Source organism: Carboxylicivirga linearis (assembly GCF_018271995.1).
GTDB lineage: Bacteria > Bacteroidota > Bacteroidia > Bacteroidales > Marinilabiliaceae > Carboxylicivirga > Carboxylicivirga linearis.
This window is the reverse complement of sequence record NZ_JAGUCO010000005.1, coordinates 156,609-174,549: the sequence shown is the minus strand read 5'-3', so window position 1 is coordinate 174,549 and position 17,941 is coordinate 156,609. Positions and strand designations below refer to the sequence as shown.

Here is a 17,941-nt window from a genome sequence, read left to right as displayed (position 1 = left end):
AATGCCTAAACTACTTATTGTTTGTCCTACATTTCAGCCGGTTAATACACCCGATCAACATCGTATACGCCTCAGTATCCCATGGTTTCAAAAGGCAGGATGGGAATGTACTGTTTTAGCCGTGGAACCTCAATACATTGAAGCCCCGGTAGATCCGGTTTTGTCTCAACTAGAGGATCCATGTAAAGTCATTCGGGTTAAAGCCATTTCCAGCGGTATTACCAGACGAATTGGATTAGGCAATCTTGGCTATCGGGCGTGGTGGCAATTAAAACGTGCCGGCAATAGATTGCTAAATGCAAAGCAATTTGATCTGGTATATTTTAGCACTACTGTATTTCCGGCCATGACCTTAGGTCGGGTATGGAAGCGTAAATTTGACATCCCATTTATCCTTGACATGCAAGATCCATGGCGAAATGATTATTATTTAACGCAGCCAAAAACTAATCGCCCACCAAAATTTAAAATTGCCTATTATTTTGACTCTATACTTGAAAAATATACTGTGCCCCATTGTGACGGACTTATTTCCGTTTCAGAAGCATATCCATCGACCTTAAACAAACGATACAATATCAATAAACCATTTTCTGTAATACCGTTTGCATCCAGCCGTTTGGATTTTGAAATTGTTAAGCAATTAAACATTCAGAATCCTGTTTTTAAGAAAGACGTTGATCAAATTCAAGTGGTATATACCGGTGCCGTTACACCCGGTATGCCCTTACCTTTAAAAACAATGCTTAAAGCTTTTAAAAGCGTTATGGAGCACAATCCTGAACAAAACATACATATTTATTTTGTAGGTTCGTCATATGCTCCAAATGCTAAATCAATTGCTTTACCAATTGCTGAAGAAGTGAGCGTTGAAAATTGTGTAACCGAAATTCCAGATCGAGTAGGCTATTTCGAGGCCATGAAAGTAATGAAAGATGCCGATTTTTTAATACTCCCAGGCTCAATGGAAGCTGGATACACCGCTTCTAAAATTTATCCATATATTCTATCCGAAAAACCTATTATTGCTCTAACACATGTTAAAAGCAGTGTATCTGCTATCTTAAAGGACTGTAATGCAGGTCCAGTGATTACCTTTAACGACAAAGATGAATTACAAGCACGTCAGGGAGCGGTTGAAGAGGCCATATCAAGCCTGATTGCAAAAGGTAAATTTAAGACCGATGTTAATTGGGAGTTTTATTCAGAATTCTCAGATGAAACCATGGCCAACAAACAAATTAGCTTCTTTAAAACTATTTTAAAACAATCATGAAAAGGCTGGCAATAATCACAACACATCCAATACAGTATTATGCCCCCTGGTTCGCCTTACTTGCTAATAAGCCTGATATTGATGTAAAAGTATTCTATACCTGGAGTCAATCAAAGCTTGACTATTACGATCCGGATTTTAAGCAAAAAATCAAATGGGACATTCCACTATTAGAAGGGTATAGCTATTCTTTTATAAGAAATACTTCAAAGAAACCAGGAGCAAACCACTTCATGGGTATCAAATGTCCAACACTCATTTCGGAGATCAAAAAATGGCAAGCAACCCATGTTTTGGTTTTTGGCTGGAATTACCACGCTCACCTTAAAGCTTTAAGATATTTCAAAGGAAAAATACCGGTATGGTTCAGAGGCGACAGTACCTTATTAGATTATGATATTAAAACCGTTCAGGATATAATTAAAGACAAAAAAACCAAATCTCAAATCTCAAATCTCAAGTCTTACATCAAATTTAAAATTCGAAAAGTTTTTCTGACCTACATCTATAAACACATCGATTTGGCTTTTTATGTTGGTAAAAACAATAAAGACTATTATTTAGCACATGGTGTATCGCCTATTCAATTAAGACATGCCCCTCATGCTATTGATAACAATAGATTTAAAGATAGTGATGCCAATACCTTTGCCCTAGAAGCACAGACTTGGAGAAAAAAACTAAAGCTCAAAACAACTGATTTCACCATTGTTTTTAGCGGTAAATTTGAATCAAAGAAAAACCCACTTTTGCTTCTAAAAGCTGTTCAGAATATCAATGCCAGAGCAGGCATTCAAGCTATTAAATTAATCTTGATTGGTAACGGAATCTTGGAGAAGGAGTTAAAGCAATTGGCTGCTGATGACAAAAACATCATATTCCTGCCTTTTCAAAATCAAAGCCAAATGCCAGTCATTTATCGATTGGGAGATATGTACTGTCTGCCCTCAAAAGGTCCGGGTGAAACATGGGGCCTGGCAGTTAATGAGGCCATGGCTTGTGGCAAACCTGTAGTTGTAAGTAATAAAGTGGGATGTGCCAAAGATTTAATTAATGAAGATACGGGGTACCTATTTGAATCCGATAGGCTATCCGATTTAATGGAAATAATTGTTTCTATTCAACAACACATAAATGAGTTTTCGAGTACAAAAATTGTACAATTCGTTAGTGACTGGTCATTTAAAAACATAACAAAAACAATTAATGCCGCAATTAATGAATAAAAAGGTTTTAGCCGTTTTCGGTAATGTGGTCCTTTTTGGTCAGGAGCGGTCGAATATAAAAGTGTTTGATACGCTAAAAAAGCAAAATGTTGACTTATTGTTGTTGGTGAACGACAGGGGTTTTCAATGGCACATTCAACCGGAAGTAGAAGCACATGGCTTAGCGTACAAAAAGATCAGGTACCCTTGGAATTTCAGAAAAAGCCTGAATCCAAAATTACTATGGAATTATCTCAGAGATATTTGGATGTATAACGTTCAATTCTTAATATCATACAGACAGTACAAACCAGATTATATTCACATAGCAAACGACTTTTATTTCCTAACGCTCAGCCCGGTTTTACTTTTTATAAAATGTCCATTAATTTATCGCTTGGGCGATAAGCCTGTAATGCGGTATTTTTATGAAAAGATGATTTGGAAAAAAGTGATTGTTAAAAAAGTTCACCATTTCGTATGCATTTCTAATTTTATTGCCCGGCAACTAAAGCTTATTAAACCCAACCTAAATAATTATACAATTATCTATAATATTCCTCCTACGCGGAAAATCATACTTGAAGAAAACATCCCGGTTTATGATAAAGACTGGTTTACTGTTACTTTTGTAGGGCAGATTGATAGAATTAAAGGCGTGGATATCCTTTTTGAGGCCGCAAAGGAATTAATTACAAGACATAATAGTATTCGCTTTATACTGGCAGGTCAGACAATGTATAGTGAACTATACAAAGCGATACAAAATGACGACTTTTACAAGGAACATAAACAAAACTTTGTATTTCTTAATAAAGTTCAAAACATAGACTTAGTTTATCAAAACGGAGATATACATGTTGCGCCTTCTGTTGTTGAAGAAGCCTTATCTAATGTGGTAGGTGAAGCAAAACTAAATAAGAAGTTATCAATCGTTTTTGATAATGGAGGTTTGGCTGAGTTAGTCAGCCATCAAAAAGATGGATATGTTTGTAAAGAAAGCAATAAATATTGCTTAATCGAGGCTATTGAGTATTATTATAATAATCCGGAAGAGGTCAGTAGTCAAGGCAAAAATGCATACGACTCAATGCAAAATCTGGGTCTAACTGATGAAATATTCACTCAAAAATGGAAAGAAGTATACCAGATAGACTAATGCAGCCATTTCATAGCCTGAACAAGCCCAGTTTATTACTAAACGGCATCCTATCAGTTGGAGTCATTCTCACCCTATTTGGTTTAACTACCGGATACGGCGTTAAACTGGCTGTTAGTTTTGCGCTCTTATACACTATTGTCCGCTTATTTTATGCACAAGGCTTCACGGTCGTAATCTTTTTAGCATTATTGTATCAATGGTTTCAGGTTTCCATAAAGGTCTTTTATGGTTTTTTTAATAACCTCCCTTTTGAATCTTTAACTGTGTACCCTCAACACTTTGATAGTGCCTTTTATACGGGTGCAATTGGCTTATTTGCCCTGTCACTGGGCATATATCAATCATTAAAAAAAATATGCTTTAGCATTGATAGTTTTAATAATGAAATTGAAAATATTAATGTGATAAGATGCATTGTATTTTACTTAAGTTTTGGGTTATTCTTAAATCTCTTACATGCCCTTAGACACGTCCTTCCAGGTGCATATCAAGCAATTAGTCTGTTAACAAATTTTAAATGGTCATTATTTTTCATTCTTTTTGTAATTGTCCACAAAAAAAAACAATTAATCGGTGTTTTTTGGGGTATTGTCGCTTATGAATTTATTGGTAGCTTTTTCTCCTTTTTTGCAAGTTTTAAATCTATAGTCTTTTTTGTTCTTATTGCCTATTTATCAATTTCTAGTTTTAACTATAAAAAACTCGTAATAGCCATTTCTGCAGGTTTTGGGGTATATATGCTGGCCATCTTTTGGACAGCAGTAAAAGGCGATTATCGTGATTTCCTAAACCAAGGCACACGCACTCAACGTGTATTAGTTCAAAAGGATGAAGCATTAAACTTTCTTAGCGAGAAAATATTTCAGTTTAACATTCCTGACGATAACCGGGTACAAAAAGACTTTATTGACCGCATGTCATATATTGATTTCATATCGGCCTGCATGAATTACGTGCCTTCAGAATTGCCTCATGAAAATGGGGTGATTTTAAAAAAGTCAATTAATCACATATTAATCCCAAGGATTATTAACCCTAACAAACCAATCATTGATGATTCAAATCATTTGAACAAATATACCGGATTGAACTTTGCAAATTCTAAACAAGGAGTTTCCTTTAGTTTGGGATATGTAGGTGATTTTTATATTGATTTTGGAGCTATCCTGATGTTTATCCCTATCTTTTTCTTTGGTTCATTAATAGGTTTTGTTCTACGAAATATATTTAACACAGTAGATAATCCGCTATGGGGTGCAGCATTAATTACCGGTTCATTTGATGTACTATATAAATTTGAAACATCACAAATTAAATTTTTAGGTAATTTAATTTGGTATTGGATTGTTTTTTATTTTCTGGCAAAATACATCATTCCAAGAATCAGAGTATTTATTAATTCAAACTAAGTAAAGCATTGAAGATTACTTATTATCAACGACGTCCGTTAGATATCCATTACAGCCTTGAACAAATCTTTGATAATGTTCGCGCTAAACTTCCGGAAGGTATTGAATCAAATGTTTGGGTTTCACCCTATTTTAGCAAAGGTTTAAGACCCAGAATTAGAATGATTTTTGCAGCAAGAAAATTTCAGGGAGACATTAACCATATTACTGGAGATATAAATTTCATTGCCATAGGCCTGAAGAAGCAAAAAACGATTCTAACAATTCATGACTTAGGAATACTCAATAATACTAAAAATCCACTATTGAGATGGATACTAAAAACCTTTTGGATCACTCTCCCTGTAAAATATGCGAATGCTATTACGGTTGTCTCAGATACTACAAAAACTGAGTTATTATCTATGATTAAGATAAATGCAGATAAGGTTAAAGTAATAGGTAATTTTATACCAGATTCATTTAAATACAATCCGAAGAAGTTCAACTCTGAGAAGCCAAGAATATTGCATATTGGAAGTGCTTACAATAAGAATTTGGATCGCTTAATTGAAGCTGTTAAGAACATTAAATGTCATCTTGTAATTATTGGTTTTCCAACTCTAGAACAGAAGGAAAGTATCCTAAGCTATAATATCTCGCACGAAATATTATCCGGCATTTCCGATGAAGAATTATTAAACCAATATCAAAAATGTGATTTGCTTTCCTTTGTATCGTTATTGGAAGGCTTTGGATTACCAATTCTCGAAGCACAGGCTACAGGCCGCCCTGTGCTTACTTCAAACCTATCTTCAATGCCTGAAGTAGCTGGTAAAGGAGCTTGCCTAGTAGATCCATATGATATCAGGTCTATTGAGTCAGGCATTAAAAATATTATAAATAATGAACATTACAGACAATTAATCATTGAAAGAGGACTAATAAATATAAAACGCTTCTCTCTAGGTGAAGTAACCAATCAATACATAAATCTTTATTATGAGATCTATAGTAAGATCTAATCTACAATCCCAACTCTATATCAATTCATAAATCATGTGTGGAATTAACGGCATATTCTCCCTAAAAAACATCGATCATAGAACGCATGTGAGTCACATGAATAAAGCTATGCACCATCGGGGACCCGACGATAAGGGAATTTGGTCATCCGAACACATCACTTTGGGGCACCAACGTCTTTCTATTATTGATTTATCAAAGGCAGGGCATCAACCCATGCATTCATCTGATAATAATTTAACCCTTGTTTTTAATGGCGAAATCTATAATTTTAAAGAAATAAGACAAGAGCTTAATTATTCATTTCGATCTGACACGGATACAGAGGTTATTATAGCGGCCTGGAATCAATGGGGAATTAGTTGTGTAAACAGGTTCAATGGCATGTTTGCTTTTTCCCTTTGGGACAAACGAAAAAAACAACTCACTATTATTCGTGACCGACTGGGTATAAAACCCCTCTATTATTATTTTGATGCTCAAAATCTTGTCTTTTCTTCTGAGCTAAGAGCATTAACCGCCAGTAGCCTGATGAATAAAGAGATAGACCCTTCCGGATTAAGTGATTATTTACGGTATCAAACCGTTCAGGCACCCAATACCATTTTAAAAGGTATTTACATGCTGGAACCCGGTTCCTGCCTGCAAATATCATTAGAAGACTTTAAACTGCAAAAGCAACAATGGTGGTCCATCGATCGATGTGATATAGTTGTGCCAGACAATATCACAGAAGTACACGAGCATGTGCGTGAGCTTTTTTACAACTCTGTTAAAAGACGCTTGGTGGCTGATGTACCTTTTGGTGCATTTCTTTCCGGGGGTATTGATTCAAGTGCTGTAGTTGGTGCCATGTCAAAAGTATCCAACCGGCAAGTTAAAACCTTTAATATCTCTTTTGCTGAAAAGCAATATAGCGAAGCAAAATACGCCGAATATATTGCCCACATGCATCAGACTGATCATACCGAGATTAACTTATCACCAATTGATTTCTTAAAAGAGCTACCTCATGCGCTTAATGCTATAGACCACCCATCAGGCGACGGCCCCAACACCTGGATGGTATCCAAAGCAACCAAAGAGGCAGGTATAACAATGGCTCTGTCAGGCTTAGGAGGTGATGAACTATTTGCTGGCTATGCTATTTTTGCTCGAATGGCTCGACTGGATCAACATAAATACATTTGGAAAATACCTGTCCCTTTGCGCCAGTTTGCTGGCAATGCTCTTCAAAAATTGAAACCAGGTGTGTCGTCCGACAAACTAAGTGCCCTGTTGAATTTAAGAGAATATGACTATTTTTCGCAATATGCCATTTCAAGACAGGTGTTGCTTGATTCTAAAGTCAATGACCTATTGAATTATGAGTTACCTGATGAGCATCTGTCCATCCAAGTCATAAATAAACTCAATCTTAACAAGAAAGAAATATTAACCAAAGTTTCTATTTCTGAAATTAACACCTACATGCAAAATGTGCTTCTACGTGACAGTGACCAAATGAGCATGGCGCATGCATTGGAAGTAAGAGTACCCTTTCTCGATCATGAATTGGTTCAATTTATCCTATCAGTTTCCGATAGGCTTAAATATCCTCATAGCCCTAAAAAACTATTGGTTGATTCATTTCCTGAGTTATTACCAGATTACATTGTTAACCGTCCTAAAATGGGATTTGTTTTTCCATGGAGCCGATGGTTACAGAAAGATTTGTATGAATTAGCAGATCACCATATTCAGGAACTATCAAAAAGACCCTATTTTAATCAAGCTGAAGTACAAAAACTATGGTCAGCATTCAATAAAAACAATCCGTCTGTTACCTATTCTCGCATATGGCCATTGGTTGTTCTTAACCATTGGATGGAACGTAATGAAATCTTATAGTAGCTCTTTGTATGAACGTCTGTAATCCTGCTCAGCAATATAAGTCCTTGCAACCGCTTTCGCTCCCTCCTGCCAGTGTTGATGCTCCTCGGGTGTCATAGCAATTATGTCATTAAGTTTAGTACGCCATTCAATCTTCTCACCACTCACATCTCCCCTCTCACTACTCAGCTCCTTTTTCTCACCTCTCATCTCTAATTTTAAGTCCCATCCCCCCTTCATATTCGCCAACCGTCTCCACGGTGTCAACTCACTAATTAACACCGGTACACCATTCACCAATGCTTCAAATATAGCATGTCCGAAATTTTCACCTAAAGTGGGGAGAACAAAAAATTGATAGGCCTGTAAGGTCTTATTAACCATTGTTGGTATGACACTTCCCTTATAGCTGACTGTGACTCCATTAGGCATTTCCGTGATCAACTCCTGACATCTTTGCCAATAGGCATAATCTTTTACAGGGCCGTAAATATCATATACTATTCGCCTACCTTCCGGTAATTTTAGAGTTTGTAAAAGCTTTAAAAAGAAAATATGGTTTTTCTTTTCAGCCACCAGTGAGATAGTTACAAAACGTATTTCATCCTCAGGCAGTTGTATTCCATAATCTATAACCTGTGTTGTTGGAATATTACTTACTTCTTTGACTGGAGCACTCTTTCCCACCTCATCTTTTACATCTTCCTTTTCCTGCTTATCTGTTGCATGCCAGATAATATTTCTGGCCTTGAATAATAATGGCTTGACCAGCATTAGAAAAAGTCTTTTCTTACCTCCCTTCAATCGTAACGCACCCTTTTGAAACATACCTCTTGGAGCAAATACTACTTTGGGTATCCTAATGTTACTTAGAAAAGTATTAATGAATAAGGGGTAAATCGTGTATTTTAAAGAAAAAACACTGTTCAAGTAGATTGTATCTGGTGAAATATCTTTAATGATGTTCTTCACTTCTGCTAGCCCTGGCTTAGAGGAGTAATACACTTTTGCACTACCTTCATTAAATACGAGCCATTGATCATTTTGTACATCTAGAATTTCTCCATCATAGTCTTTATTTGAGGTATAAACAAAAAAATCATACTCCTCCTTTAGGTAATCTACCATATTAGCCATAGACCTCACTGGACCACCAGCCTTATATCCGGGTAAAAACCAATCTATAAAAATTAATATTTTCTTCTTTAATAGTTGTTCACTCATAATACGAAGATAGTAATTTGTGAGTAGTCAGTAGTCAGTAGTGAATGGAAAAGAACAATAGCCTCAAGCTATAATTCTGTCCAATAAGATTATAGAATATATACTTCAACCGATTTTTAGGTTTATCTTCCTAAATCATCGAGCACTGGGGATTGAGCATTGAGCCTGTCGAAATGTCGAAATGCCGAAATTGCACACTGAGCAATAGTTGAGCCTGTCGAAACTTGTCGAAATTGGTTATTGAGCTTGTCGAAATAACGAATTCTCCCTACCTTATTCCTATGAAAGGTTTCATGTACATACTTGAATGCAGCAACGGTAAATTCTATACAGGCAGCACTAAATACCTCGATAAAAGAATCTCTCAACATCAGGCAGGTACAGGAGCCAATTTCACAAAGAAGCATTTACCTGTTAAACTAGTTTATTATGAAGAATACGATAATATTGCAGATGCCTTTTATCGTGAAAAGCAAATAAAGGGCTGGAGCAGAAAAAAGAAGTTGGCTTTAATTGAGGGGCGCCATGATGAGTTACCGGAACTATCAAAGAGTACCCTTCGACAAGCTCAGGTTACCACCTAATAAGGTTAAGTTACCACTTTCATTGCCCTTTGGTTATTGAGCCTCGGGCATTGAGCCAGTCGAAATATCGAAATAACCTAATATTACAACTCTCCAATCTAATTCACCTTCCAATTGCCCGGCTTCTTTTAAAAAGAAGTATCTTGTGAACCCGTGAAAAAGGCAATGGATAAATACCAACTTAAACAAGAAGAACATTGGGTTCTAAGTGCTCTTATGAGTACACCACTCCCTTTTAAGAAATCATTCGATCAAGACTTTTTAGTCCACTTTACCAATAAAAACGGTTTTTCTCCCTATCTGTATTATCTCGCTACAAAAAAACAAGTCCAACTGCCTGATTACTTAACCCTGCAACTGAAAAAAGCTTATTTCGCTTCCCTATTACGGAATATAAAAATACTATCCATACGTGATGAATTAACCGAGCTATTCATAGCCAATAAGCTAAGACCTGTTTTATTAAAAGGATGTACTTTGGCTACCTCTATATATCCTGATCCGGCTATAAGACCGATGAGCGACATCGATATGCTATTCTTAAATGATGATGCAGAAAAAGCACGTCAATTACTTTTATCATATGGAGGTCTCTGCAATTCTATTGAAAAGGAGCATGATAAACGCACGGGGCATCAATTACCCGGTATCATGTATAAGGATATTCTGATAGAAATCCATCGCACTTTGTTTGACACGGATTTAAATTATATCATTCCAAACCAACACCTGATAAAACACTTAAATACTGATCAATCAGAAATAATTCCGGAATTAAACTTCGCCTATCTTGCCTTACATGCTTATCATACCATGAGAAGAGGCGGTATCCGTTTAAGTTGGTTTTTTGACCTTATCTTATTATCACAAAAACATACTATTAATAAATCTTATTTTTTTGAGATTATAAAAGATTTAAATATTGAGAAACCCATCAGGGAAATTATTGCTAAAACTGAATTCATCTTTCAATATAAGTTTAATTTTACACCTCAAAAATTTAGATTGAACTTATCTCCCTTAGAGAAAAAGACTTTAATAAAATTAATACATCAATCCGATCAGCAAAACAATAAATACAGTTATGAATTAGCTTTGGAGAGATTTAGAAATACGAATGGAATAACGAACAAATTAAATTTCATTAAGAGTGTACTTTCAAATAGTACAGGTCATTCTTCAAACGCAATAAAAAGACTTTTTATCGTATTTACCAGATTACTTCAATTTGGCTTGAATAAACTAAAAAAGAATAAATGATTCTTGTGCTTTTTTGATGTTTAAAGTAACTATACCATCCGCAGCAGTTAATTTTATAAATAATTACGTCCCAAAGGGAAGTTAAAAAATAAACATTTTTCCTTTATTCTTTATCTGTTTTAAACGTCGAATCAGATGACGTTTTTTATAATACAATACCCATGAAGGGATATATGCAACAGTCATACCAAAAACGAATATTAATATAGTCAGTTTTAACATTCCAAGATTTCGCAGGCTATAACCCAATATTACGAATGCAATATTCACAGCTCCAATAATCAATGAAACCTGCAAATGAGTAAATCCTAAAGCCAGCATTCGATGATGAATATGATTTTTATCTGCAGTAAAAGGCGAATTACCTTGTGCAACCCGTAAGAAGAATACTCGAACTGTATCAATAAAGGGAACAATTAAAATGGCCATAGCAACAGCCGGTGCACTATTCATCTGATATTCCAACAAAGGACGATGAGCCGTTGTATTTAATTCACTGAAACGAATGGCAACCACTGAAACAAGGAATCCCAACACCAGAGAACCTGTATCACCCATAAATATCTTCTGCCGTTTCGAAAAGATATTATAATAGGCAAAAGCCAACAATCCTCCAATCAGAGCTGCAGATAAAACAGGAATATGGTATTCGCCGTTGATAAAGAACCAGATAGAAAAGGATAATAAAGTTATGATCCCCGTAATGGCAGCCAGACCATCTATTCCGTCAATAAGGTTAAAGCCATTTACCAAAAAAATAATGGTGAAAATAGTAAAAACAGTCCCCCAGAATGGATTAGGCTGGATACCAAAAAAACCATGAAAATCAGTCAGCACAACCTGTCCTAACCCAACGATAATTAAAGCAGCTAAAATTTGTCCGCCTAACTTAACCATAGGAGCTGTTGCCAAAATATCATCCTTAATACCAATGGCAAAAATAACAACCAATGACGCTGTAAGAAACGGAATATGAGGAAATTCAAACCAATCAACAAACAAAGAGTAAGTAAATATAAAGCCAATAAAAATAGCCATCCCTCCCAATGTTGGAATCTTTACCCTGTGCACAGTTCTTTTATTTGGCTCATCGAAAAGATTCTTCATCTTAGCCACTCTTAGTATAGTGGGAATAGAAAGAAATACTACAATAAAAGATAAAAAGGCAGCAAAAGGTATTAAAAGCTGAATAGTTAATTCGTTCATAAAATAGTTTGTGTCCAAAGTCTTTGCAAAAATAGCAAGCATTTTCTGTTTAACACTAAAATATACGCAGAAAAGCCTTCTTTGTTGTGATTTTATTGTGATCTCTGCCAATAAAAAGCATTATATCTAAAAAGTTCAGTCTGTTAACTCATCACTTTTAATATTTATTTTTTGGGGCATCAAATGTATTCTTTAACAAAATTCACCATTCACATTTTATCATTCATAATGCGAATCAATAGTTCAAATTGTTTTATAGTAAAGTTCAACCCACTTTCGGGGTTGCATCATTAGTCTAATAGTCACCTCGCGCTCCGCACGAGGCTAATATTTTTAATGTCCTTCGGACATTTTCAAATCCTGAAAGGATTTAATATGAATAGCCACGGGTGGAACCCGTGGAATATGAACGTATTAGAAAGGAACCCCAAAGTGGGTTCAACTGTTGATTCGCATTCATAATTAACCATTATCTACCATCTTGTTTAAAGCACTTACAAACTGATCAATCTCCTCCTTTGAGAATCCCTTATTCATAGCCACTTCTTCAAGACTTCCCCATACAGGTTCGCCACAAGCAATGCAGGTAATTCCTTTTTCACTGAGATATCTCACTGCACCCGGAACCAGATCAATTAGATTTTCAATATTAATCTCTTTTGTAATCTTATTCATTCGTTAATATTTTCTACTAAAACAATAATATTCAAGGTATAGTTTATATTGTCATGTTAAAGACTATATACAATAGAATATATAAAAAGGTAGTGAGGTAGGGTAAATTCTTAAGAAAACCTTATTTTTGATAGCTAATAAAACCAAAAACGAACTGACATTACTTAAATGCATCTATTCTCTTCACGTTTAAAAGGCAGAAACACACAACTATTTCTATCTGCAATGGTATTAGTATCCTCTCTATTTAGTTGTATACCTCAAAAAGAAATAGTCTTATTGCAGGATCACAGTTCTGATAAAAACTATAGCAATCCGTATAGTGAAATGAAAAGCATTACGGATCAATATATTCTACAACCCAACGATTACCTCTTCATTAATGTATCTACGCCAGATGAAAAGATTTCTGAGTTTTTTAATCAGAGAAGATCAAATAACATGGGAGGTGGTCAACAAAATCAAAATTTCTTCTATTATCAGATAGATGACAGCATGAATATTGATTTTCCCTATGTTGGAAATATAAATCTTAAAGGATGCAATGTAGTTAATGGTAAAGAACGTGTAAAGGATGCTCTCAAACCATTCTTAAAAGAATATAACCTGACCTTTAAACTGGCTACCAATACATTTACTGCACTGGGCGAGTTCCGTAGTCAGGGAGTGCACAATATGACCAAAGAACAAATTACCATTTTTGAAGCGGTTGCTCTTGCCGGAGGAGTTACCCCTTATGGAAAGCAAAAAAAATTACAATTACTTCGTCAGCTACCTGATGGACCGGTTACCTATACTGTTGATCTGACGGATAAGAATATCGTTAATTCAGAATATTATTTTATCTACCCCAATGATATGTTATACGTACGTCCAATGCGAGCCAAGCAATTTGGAATTGGTGAATCTTTCTCACTGGGAATTATCACAGGTTTACTTGCATTGTATATAACGCTCGATTCATTAATAAAATAATACAAAGGTGCAAAATAAATCCATCCACACTACCTCTCAATCATCAGGTTTCAATTTCGATACCAAACGCTTTCTATTTGATTTGCTGCATTTTTGGTGGCTATTTGCCATTACCATTCCAATAGCTTTAGCAACCGTTTTTCTGATTCATCGATGGACCTTACCAACCTATCGTGCTTCCATATCCTTATTGATTGAAGAGAGAGGTGAAAAGATGCCTACAGGTAATATGATGGAAGGTTTCGGGCTTACTCCCGGACAACAGAATATGGAAAACCAAATGGCTATCTTAACATCCTGGGATGTGGTAAAAGAAACAGTTGATCAACTGGATTTTCATTTGAGTTATTTTATCAGTGGCAGAGTGAAGCATACCGAGATGTATGGAAGTGGAGAACCATTTAAAGTAGTTTTCGATTCCCTACACAACCAAATTCTTAATACTCCTATCCACATTGAAATTATCAATCAGGATCAATATAGATTAAAGTTGAACACAGAAAGTGCTTCCACTTACAACTATCGATTAAACACCTCTGGAATCAACTTAAGCTCAATTAATATTGAACAAACTTACCGATTTGGGGAAGTGGTTGATGCAAATTGGGGACGTTTTAAGATTGAAAACACCAAAGGAACAACTGCATCCAATCAGGAGATGTACTTTGTTTTTAACCACCCTAATAATATTGCTGCCCATTACAAGTCAAGACTCCGTACCTATAGAGCAAATGAATCATCATCTATTATAAGAGTATCCGTAACCGGAAAGAACAATCAGAAAAACATCACATTCCTGAATCAGTTAGCGAAAGTTTTTATTGCCAATAACCTGGAACAGAAAAACCAGATAGCCACCAATACTATCGCCTTTATTGAAGAGCAATTAGGGGTAATTTCAGATTCACTTTTTCTTACAGGTTCACAATTAAGTCAATTCCGCACTGATAACAGAATTCAGAGTGTTTCAGCTAAAGCAGAATATTTATTCAATGGTTTGCAAGATATTGAACAACAACTGGCCCAACATGAAATAACAAAACGCTATTATAACTATCTGAAGAATTATTTTTCAGATAACATCACCGGTAATGATGTAATTGCTCCTGCCCAGTATGATATTGAAAACAATTTACTGGCAGAACAGATCCGACAGATAATGGAGCTTAACTCTCAAAGATTACGTTTAACGTATAGTGAAGATCAAAACCTTTTCAATAGGGATATTGAAACTCAAATTAATATAGCCACCCAAACATTAATCAAAACCATTAATAGTCAGCTTGATGTTTTAAACGAAACCATTGCTCGTTTACAGGCTACCAAGAGTAAAAACGAACAGGAGTTATACACCCTGCCTGAGACCGAAAGAAAGCTATTGGGTATAGAACGTAAATTTGAGTTAAGTAACGAAGTATACACCTTCTTATTACGCAAACGATCTGAATCGCAAATACAAAAAGCTTCTAACACACCTGATCATCAAATATTGGAGGCTGCACAAGGCAATGGCATCATCGCACCTAACATCAGCAGCAACAGAAAAAATGCCTTTCTATTAGGTCTGATACTACCATTGGCTTTTGTTGGCTTACGTCAACTTTTAAATAATAAAATTCTTGCCGAAGAAGACATTAATAAAATAACCGACATACCTGTTATAGGTCAAGTATTACACAACACAAAGGAAGAAAGTAATGTAATTCAGCACCATCCAAAATCGGTTATTACAGAAAGCTTCCGAAGAGTACGTACTCGTCTGGATTATTTAACGCAGGATATACCATGCCCGGTGGTAAGTGTTAGTTCTTCCATTCCGGGAGAAGGCAAGACCTTTTGTGCGCTTAATATTGCAGCAGCATTGGCTATCAGTGGCAAAAAAACAGCTATTCTGGGTTTTGACCTGAGAAAACCAGGTCTGAATAAGCTAGTGGATACTAAAGGAAAAACGGGCTTATCACACTACTTAATTGGTAAAGCCAGTTATGATGAAATAAAAATACCTCATCAACAGGAAAATTTAACCATCATACCTTCAGGAGACATACCTCCCAATCCATCAGAATTAATCAGTTCTGAAAAAACTCAAACACTAATGGATGAGTTGAAAAAGGAATTTGATATCATTATTATGGATACGCCTCCTATGGGTATCGTTTCCGATCCATTTTTACTAGCTCGCCATGCTGATTCTTTGATCTTTTTAGTGAGACAAAATCACTCTATTAAAAAGATTACCGAGCAAACACTAAAGAATATTTCTGATGAAGGAATTAAGAACGTTGGTATACTGATGAATGACCTTAACATGAAAAAAGGATATGGATACGGTTATAATTACCGATATAACTATGGCTACCGCTATACCTATGGTCATGGATATTACGAAAATTAAAGAACCTATTCCTCGATTCCTATCGAGGAGTTTATTGCATTAAATTTCCGAATTCAATACGTTTTTATCGATACGAGTTGATACTACAATTATCCCTTCGATAGGAATCGAGGAGTTTTTGGTTCTGAATTTCTTAATTCAAATACATACAACATCCAATAATCCTTTACCTCCAGAGTAGTTTATTGCACTACCGTAGAGATAATCCTCCGCATTAGCAACCCATTCTGCCTTTACTGGATTATTATGAATATAGTTTATTCGTTGGTCGAGCTTACTGTTAGAATCCATTAGCACTGGATGACTTTTATCTTGCCAAAACCTGTATCTTTTATTCTATTATCATACTTGCCGGCATATTGAAAACGATATAACATCCATTCTTTTCTACTTTCATTACCTTCTTCAATCATCTTTAAAAGGTTCTTCGCAGTAAATTGCTTAAAGTCTCTTATAAGGTTACTGAGTTGTTGAGGATAATCCGTTTTACAAATCATATGAAGATGGTTTGTCATTAATACCCACGCAAAAATCCTAAGCTTTTTATTTTCCTGACAGAATCTTAATGAATCTACAACTACATCCTTATACTCAGGTCGTGTAAAAACATCAATCCAATTAACAACAGTAAATGTTAAGAAATAAGTTGCATGTTGGTCGCCTATATAGTAATTCTCGGAACTCATAGAAGTGAAAATAATATTTATAACTTACTTTAGCAACTACACACACTTATCATACTACTCATCTACAATTTAGCCACCAAACAAGCTTATTTCTATTTAATAATTAAACATCAATAAGAATTGACCAACCATTTACCCTTCGTTAGGAAACGAAGGGCAGTCTCCTCCTCGATTCCTATCGAGGAGGAATTGCTTATGAATTTCTTAATTCATTAAACTACATTTCATTTCCTTCATTCTTTTTGCAAAGATTAACATGCTAGGTTATCTTTATAAAAACTCTTAACTATGAAAAATTACTTAGTCATCTTATTGATAGCCATTCTACCTTCATGCCAGACATCAAAAAGGAAAAGCAACATTAATGACCTTTCTTCAACTATTATAAAAACCTACTACATTGCTCCGGTTAAAGTACCTTGTGAAGGAGTTGGCCCAATGACTTGCCTTTTAGTAAAGACTAAAATGGAAAATCCCTGGCAATATTTCTATCAGTCCATTAAAGGCTTTGAACACTTATGGGGACAGACATATATAATTAAAGTAAAAGAGACGAAAATTGACAATCCGCCAGCAGACAGTTCTTCCCTGAATTATGAGTTAGTAGAAATATTGGAACAAAGACAAGTGGAGCAGGACTTTAATATGCTATATGATATTTACGGAATTATAAAAGTGAATAATACACTTACCAAAAATACACCTCAAACATTAGAACTTAACACAACAAAAATGACCTTTATGGGTCAGGCAGCCTGCAATTATTACAATGGGAAACTAAAGAAAACGAATGACTGGAATGGAATTACTTTTAGTCAAATAATTAGTACAGAGATGTATTGCAAAAATCAAAAAACTGAAGATGCATATCTTAAAGCATTGCAATCTGCAACATCGTATTACAAATTCAACAACAGCTTACTACTGTTTAAGGATAAAGAAGTTGTAATTGAAGCCAGAAGAATAGATTGAAACTATCCCTCGACAGGAATCGAGGGATCAAAATT

At 35.3% G+C, this 17,941-nt stretch carries 16 protein-coding genes; 11 read left to right on the top strand and 5 right to left on the bottom strand.

What is annotated here, in order from left to right:
* Position 1: 1 nt before the first annotated feature.
* The 6 genes from KEM10_RS09615 to asnB are packed head-to-tail and all read left to right on the top strand — an operon-like array spanning position 2 to position 7,947.
* Positions 2 to 1,276 (top strand): glycosyltransferase, encoded by a 1,275-nt coding sequence (locus KEM10_RS09615; RefSeq protein ID WP_212215775.1) that lies wholly within the window; start codon positions 2 to 4, stop codon positions 1,274 to 1,276.
* A complete protein-coding gene (locus KEM10_RS09610) occupies positions 1,273 to 2,502 on the top strand; it encodes a glycosyltransferase family 4 protein (RefSeq protein WP_212215774.1) in 1,230 nt (409 codons plus the stop codon). The genes KEM10_RS09615 and KEM10_RS09610 overlap by 4 nt, the downstream gene beginning before the upstream one ends.
* The gene (locus tag KEM10_RS09605; protein ID WP_212215773.1) at positions 2,495 to 3,640 is read left to right on the top strand and encodes a glycosyltransferase family 4 protein; all 1,146 of its coding nucleotides are present in this window, start codon (positions 2,495 to 2,497) and stop codon (positions 3,638 to 3,640) included. Before KEM10_RS09610 ends, KEM10_RS09605 begins: the two co-directional genes overlap by 8 nt.
* A complete protein-coding gene (locus KEM10_RS09600) occupies positions 3,613 to 5,052 on the top strand; it encodes a hypothetical protein (protein WP_212215772.1) in 1,440 nt (479 codons plus the stop codon). Before KEM10_RS09605 ends, KEM10_RS09600 begins: the two co-directional genes overlap by 28 nt.
* Before the next feature lie 8 nt (positions 5,053 to 5,060).
* Complete coding sequence (locus tag KEM10_RS09595; RefSeq protein ID WP_212215771.1) at positions 5,061 to 6,056, top strand: glycosyltransferase family 4 protein; 996 nt, start codon at positions 5,061 to 5,063, stop codon at positions 6,054 to 6,056.
* 34 nt (positions 6,057 to 6,090) lie between these two features.
* Positions 6,091 to 7,947 (top strand): asparagine synthase (glutamine-hydrolyzing), encoded by a 1,857-nt coding sequence (gene asnB, locus KEM10_RS09590; RefSeq protein ID WP_212215770.1) that lies wholly within the window; start codon positions 6,091 to 6,093, stop codon positions 7,945 to 7,947.
* On the opposite strand, the gene KEM10_RS09585 is transcribed toward asnB, so the two are convergent.
* Positions 7,942 to 9,153: a glycosyltransferase gene (locus tag KEM10_RS09585; protein WP_212215769.1), complete on the bottom strand. Its 1,212-nt coding sequence runs from the start codon at positions 9,151 to 9,153 to the stop codon at positions 7,942 to 7,944. The genes asnB and KEM10_RS09585 overlap by 6 nt on opposite strands.
* A gap of 281 nt (positions 9,154 to 9,434) precedes the next feature.
* On the opposite strand from KEM10_RS09585, the gene KEM10_RS09580 reads away from it, so the two are divergent.
* Positions 9,435 to 9,737 carry a GIY-YIG nuclease family protein gene (locus KEM10_RS09580; RefSeq protein WP_212215768.1) on the top strand — a complete coding sequence of 101 codons (303 nt, stop codon included), beginning with the start codon at positions 9,435 to 9,437 and terminating at the stop codon, positions 9,735 to 9,737.
* Between the two features lie 165 nt (positions 9,738 to 9,902).
* Positions 9,903 to 10,997 (top strand): nucleotidyltransferase family protein, encoded by a 1,095-nt coding sequence (locus KEM10_RS09575; protein ID WP_212215767.1) that lies wholly within the window; start codon positions 9,903 to 9,905, stop codon positions 10,995 to 10,997.
* Between the two features lie 81 nt (positions 10,998 to 11,078).
* Here the strand turns inward: KEM10_RS09575 and KEM10_RS09570 are convergent, their stop codons facing one another.
* Both KEM10_RS09570 and KEM10_RS09565 read right to left on the bottom strand, forming a co-directional pair.
* Entirely contained in the window at positions 11,079 to 12,203 is a 1,125-nt protein-coding gene (locus KEM10_RS09570) for a glycosyltransferase family 4 protein (RefSeq protein WP_212215766.1), read from the bottom strand.
* A 462-nt stretch (positions 12,204 to 12,665) separates the two neighbouring features.
* Entirely contained in the window at positions 12,666 to 12,878 is a 213-nt protein-coding gene (locus KEM10_RS09565; protein ID WP_212215765.1) for a hypothetical protein, read from the bottom strand.
* 168 nt (positions 12,879 to 13,046) lie between these two features.
* Between KEM10_RS09565 and KEM10_RS09560 the strand changes: the two genes are divergently transcribed.
* Together KEM10_RS09560 and KEM10_RS09555 are read left to right on the top strand one after the other, a co-directional pair.
* Complete coding sequence (locus tag KEM10_RS09560; protein ID WP_244825712.1) at positions 13,047 to 13,853, top strand: polysaccharide biosynthesis/export family protein; 807 nt, start codon at positions 13,047 to 13,049, stop codon at positions 13,851 to 13,853.
* 7 nt (positions 13,854 to 13,860) lie between these two features.
* Positions 13,861 to 16,248, top strand: a complete 2,388-nt coding sequence (locus tag KEM10_RS09555) for a GumC family protein (protein ID WP_317196653.1) — start codon at positions 13,861 to 13,863, stop codon at positions 16,246 to 16,248.
* Positions 16,249 to 16,386: 138 nt separating this feature from the next.
* On the opposite strand, the gene KEM10_RS09550 is transcribed toward KEM10_RS09555, so the two are convergent.
* Entirely contained in the window at positions 16,387 to 16,539 is a 153-nt protein-coding gene (locus KEM10_RS09550; RefSeq protein ID WP_212215764.1) for a hypothetical protein, read from the bottom strand.
* Positions 16,539 to 16,934, bottom strand: a complete 396-nt coding sequence (locus KEM10_RS09545) for a transposase (RefSeq protein WP_212215763.1) — start codon at positions 16,932 to 16,934, stop codon at positions 16,539 to 16,541. Before KEM10_RS09545 ends, KEM10_RS09550 begins: the two co-directional genes overlap by 1 nt.
* Positions 16,935 to 17,222: 288 nt before the next feature.
* Here KEM10_RS09545 and KEM10_RS09540 point away from each other — a divergent pair, with 288 nt between their 5' ends.
* Positions 17,223 to 17,906: a DUF4377 domain-containing protein gene (locus tag KEM10_RS09540; protein ID WP_212215762.1), complete on the top strand. Its 684-nt coding sequence runs from the start codon at positions 17,223 to 17,225 to the stop codon at positions 17,904 to 17,906.
* The last annotated feature ends 35 nt before the right edge of the window (positions 17,907 to 17,941 follow it).

Excerpts from the sequence above, each read along its gene's own strand:
- KEM10_RS09615 (WP_212215775.1), top strand. The coding sequence starts at position 2 with ATGCCTAAACTACTTATTGTTTGTCCTACATTTCAGCCGGTTAATACA.
- KEM10_RS09610 (WP_212215774.1), top strand. The coding sequence starts at position 1,273 with ATGAAAAGGCTGGCAATAATCACAACACATCCAATACAGTATTATGCC.
- KEM10_RS09605 (WP_212215773.1), top strand. The coding sequence starts at position 2,495 with ATGAATAAAAAGGTTTTAGCCGTTTTCGGTAATGTGGTCCTTTTTGGT.
- KEM10_RS09600 (WP_212215772.1), top strand. The coding sequence starts at position 3,613 with ATGGAAAGAAGTATACCAGATAGACTAATGCAGCCATTTCATAGCCTG.
- asnB (WP_212215770.1), top strand. The coding sequence starts at position 6,091 with ATGTGTGGAATTAACGGCATATTCTCCCTAAAAAACATCGATCATAGA.
- KEM10_RS09585 (WP_212215769.1), bottom strand. The coding sequence starts at position 9,153 with ATGAGTGAACAACTATTAAAGAAGAAAATATTAATTTTTATAGATTGG.
- KEM10_RS09580 (WP_212215768.1), top strand. The coding sequence starts at position 9,435 with ATGAAAGGTTTCATGTACATACTTGAATGCAGCAACGGTAAATTCTAT.
- KEM10_RS09575 (WP_212215767.1), top strand. The coding sequence starts at position 9,903 with ATGGATAAATACCAACTTAAACAAGAAGAACATTGGGTTCTAAGTGCT.
- KEM10_RS09570 (WP_212215766.1), bottom strand. The coding sequence starts at position 12,203 with ATGAACGAATTAACTATTCAGCTTTTAATACCTTTTGCTGCCTTTTTA.
- KEM10_RS09565 (WP_212215765.1), bottom strand. The coding sequence starts at position 12,878 with ATGAATAAGATTACAAAAGAGATTAATATTGAAAATCTAATTGATCTG.
- KEM10_RS09560 (WP_244825712.1), top strand. The coding sequence starts at position 13,047 with ATGCATCTATTCTCTTCACGTTTAAAAGGCAGAAACACACAACTATTT.
- KEM10_RS09550 (WP_212215764.1), bottom strand. The coding sequence starts at position 16,539 with ATGGATTCTAACAGTAAGCTCGACCAACGAATAAACTATATTCATAAT.
- KEM10_RS09545 (WP_212215763.1), bottom strand. The coding sequence starts at position 16,934 with ATGAGTTCCGAGAATTACTATATAGGCGACCAACATGCAACTTATTTC.
- KEM10_RS09540 (WP_212215762.1), top strand. The coding sequence starts at position 17,223 with ATGAAAAATTACTTAGTCATCTTATTGATAGCCATTCTACCTTCATGC.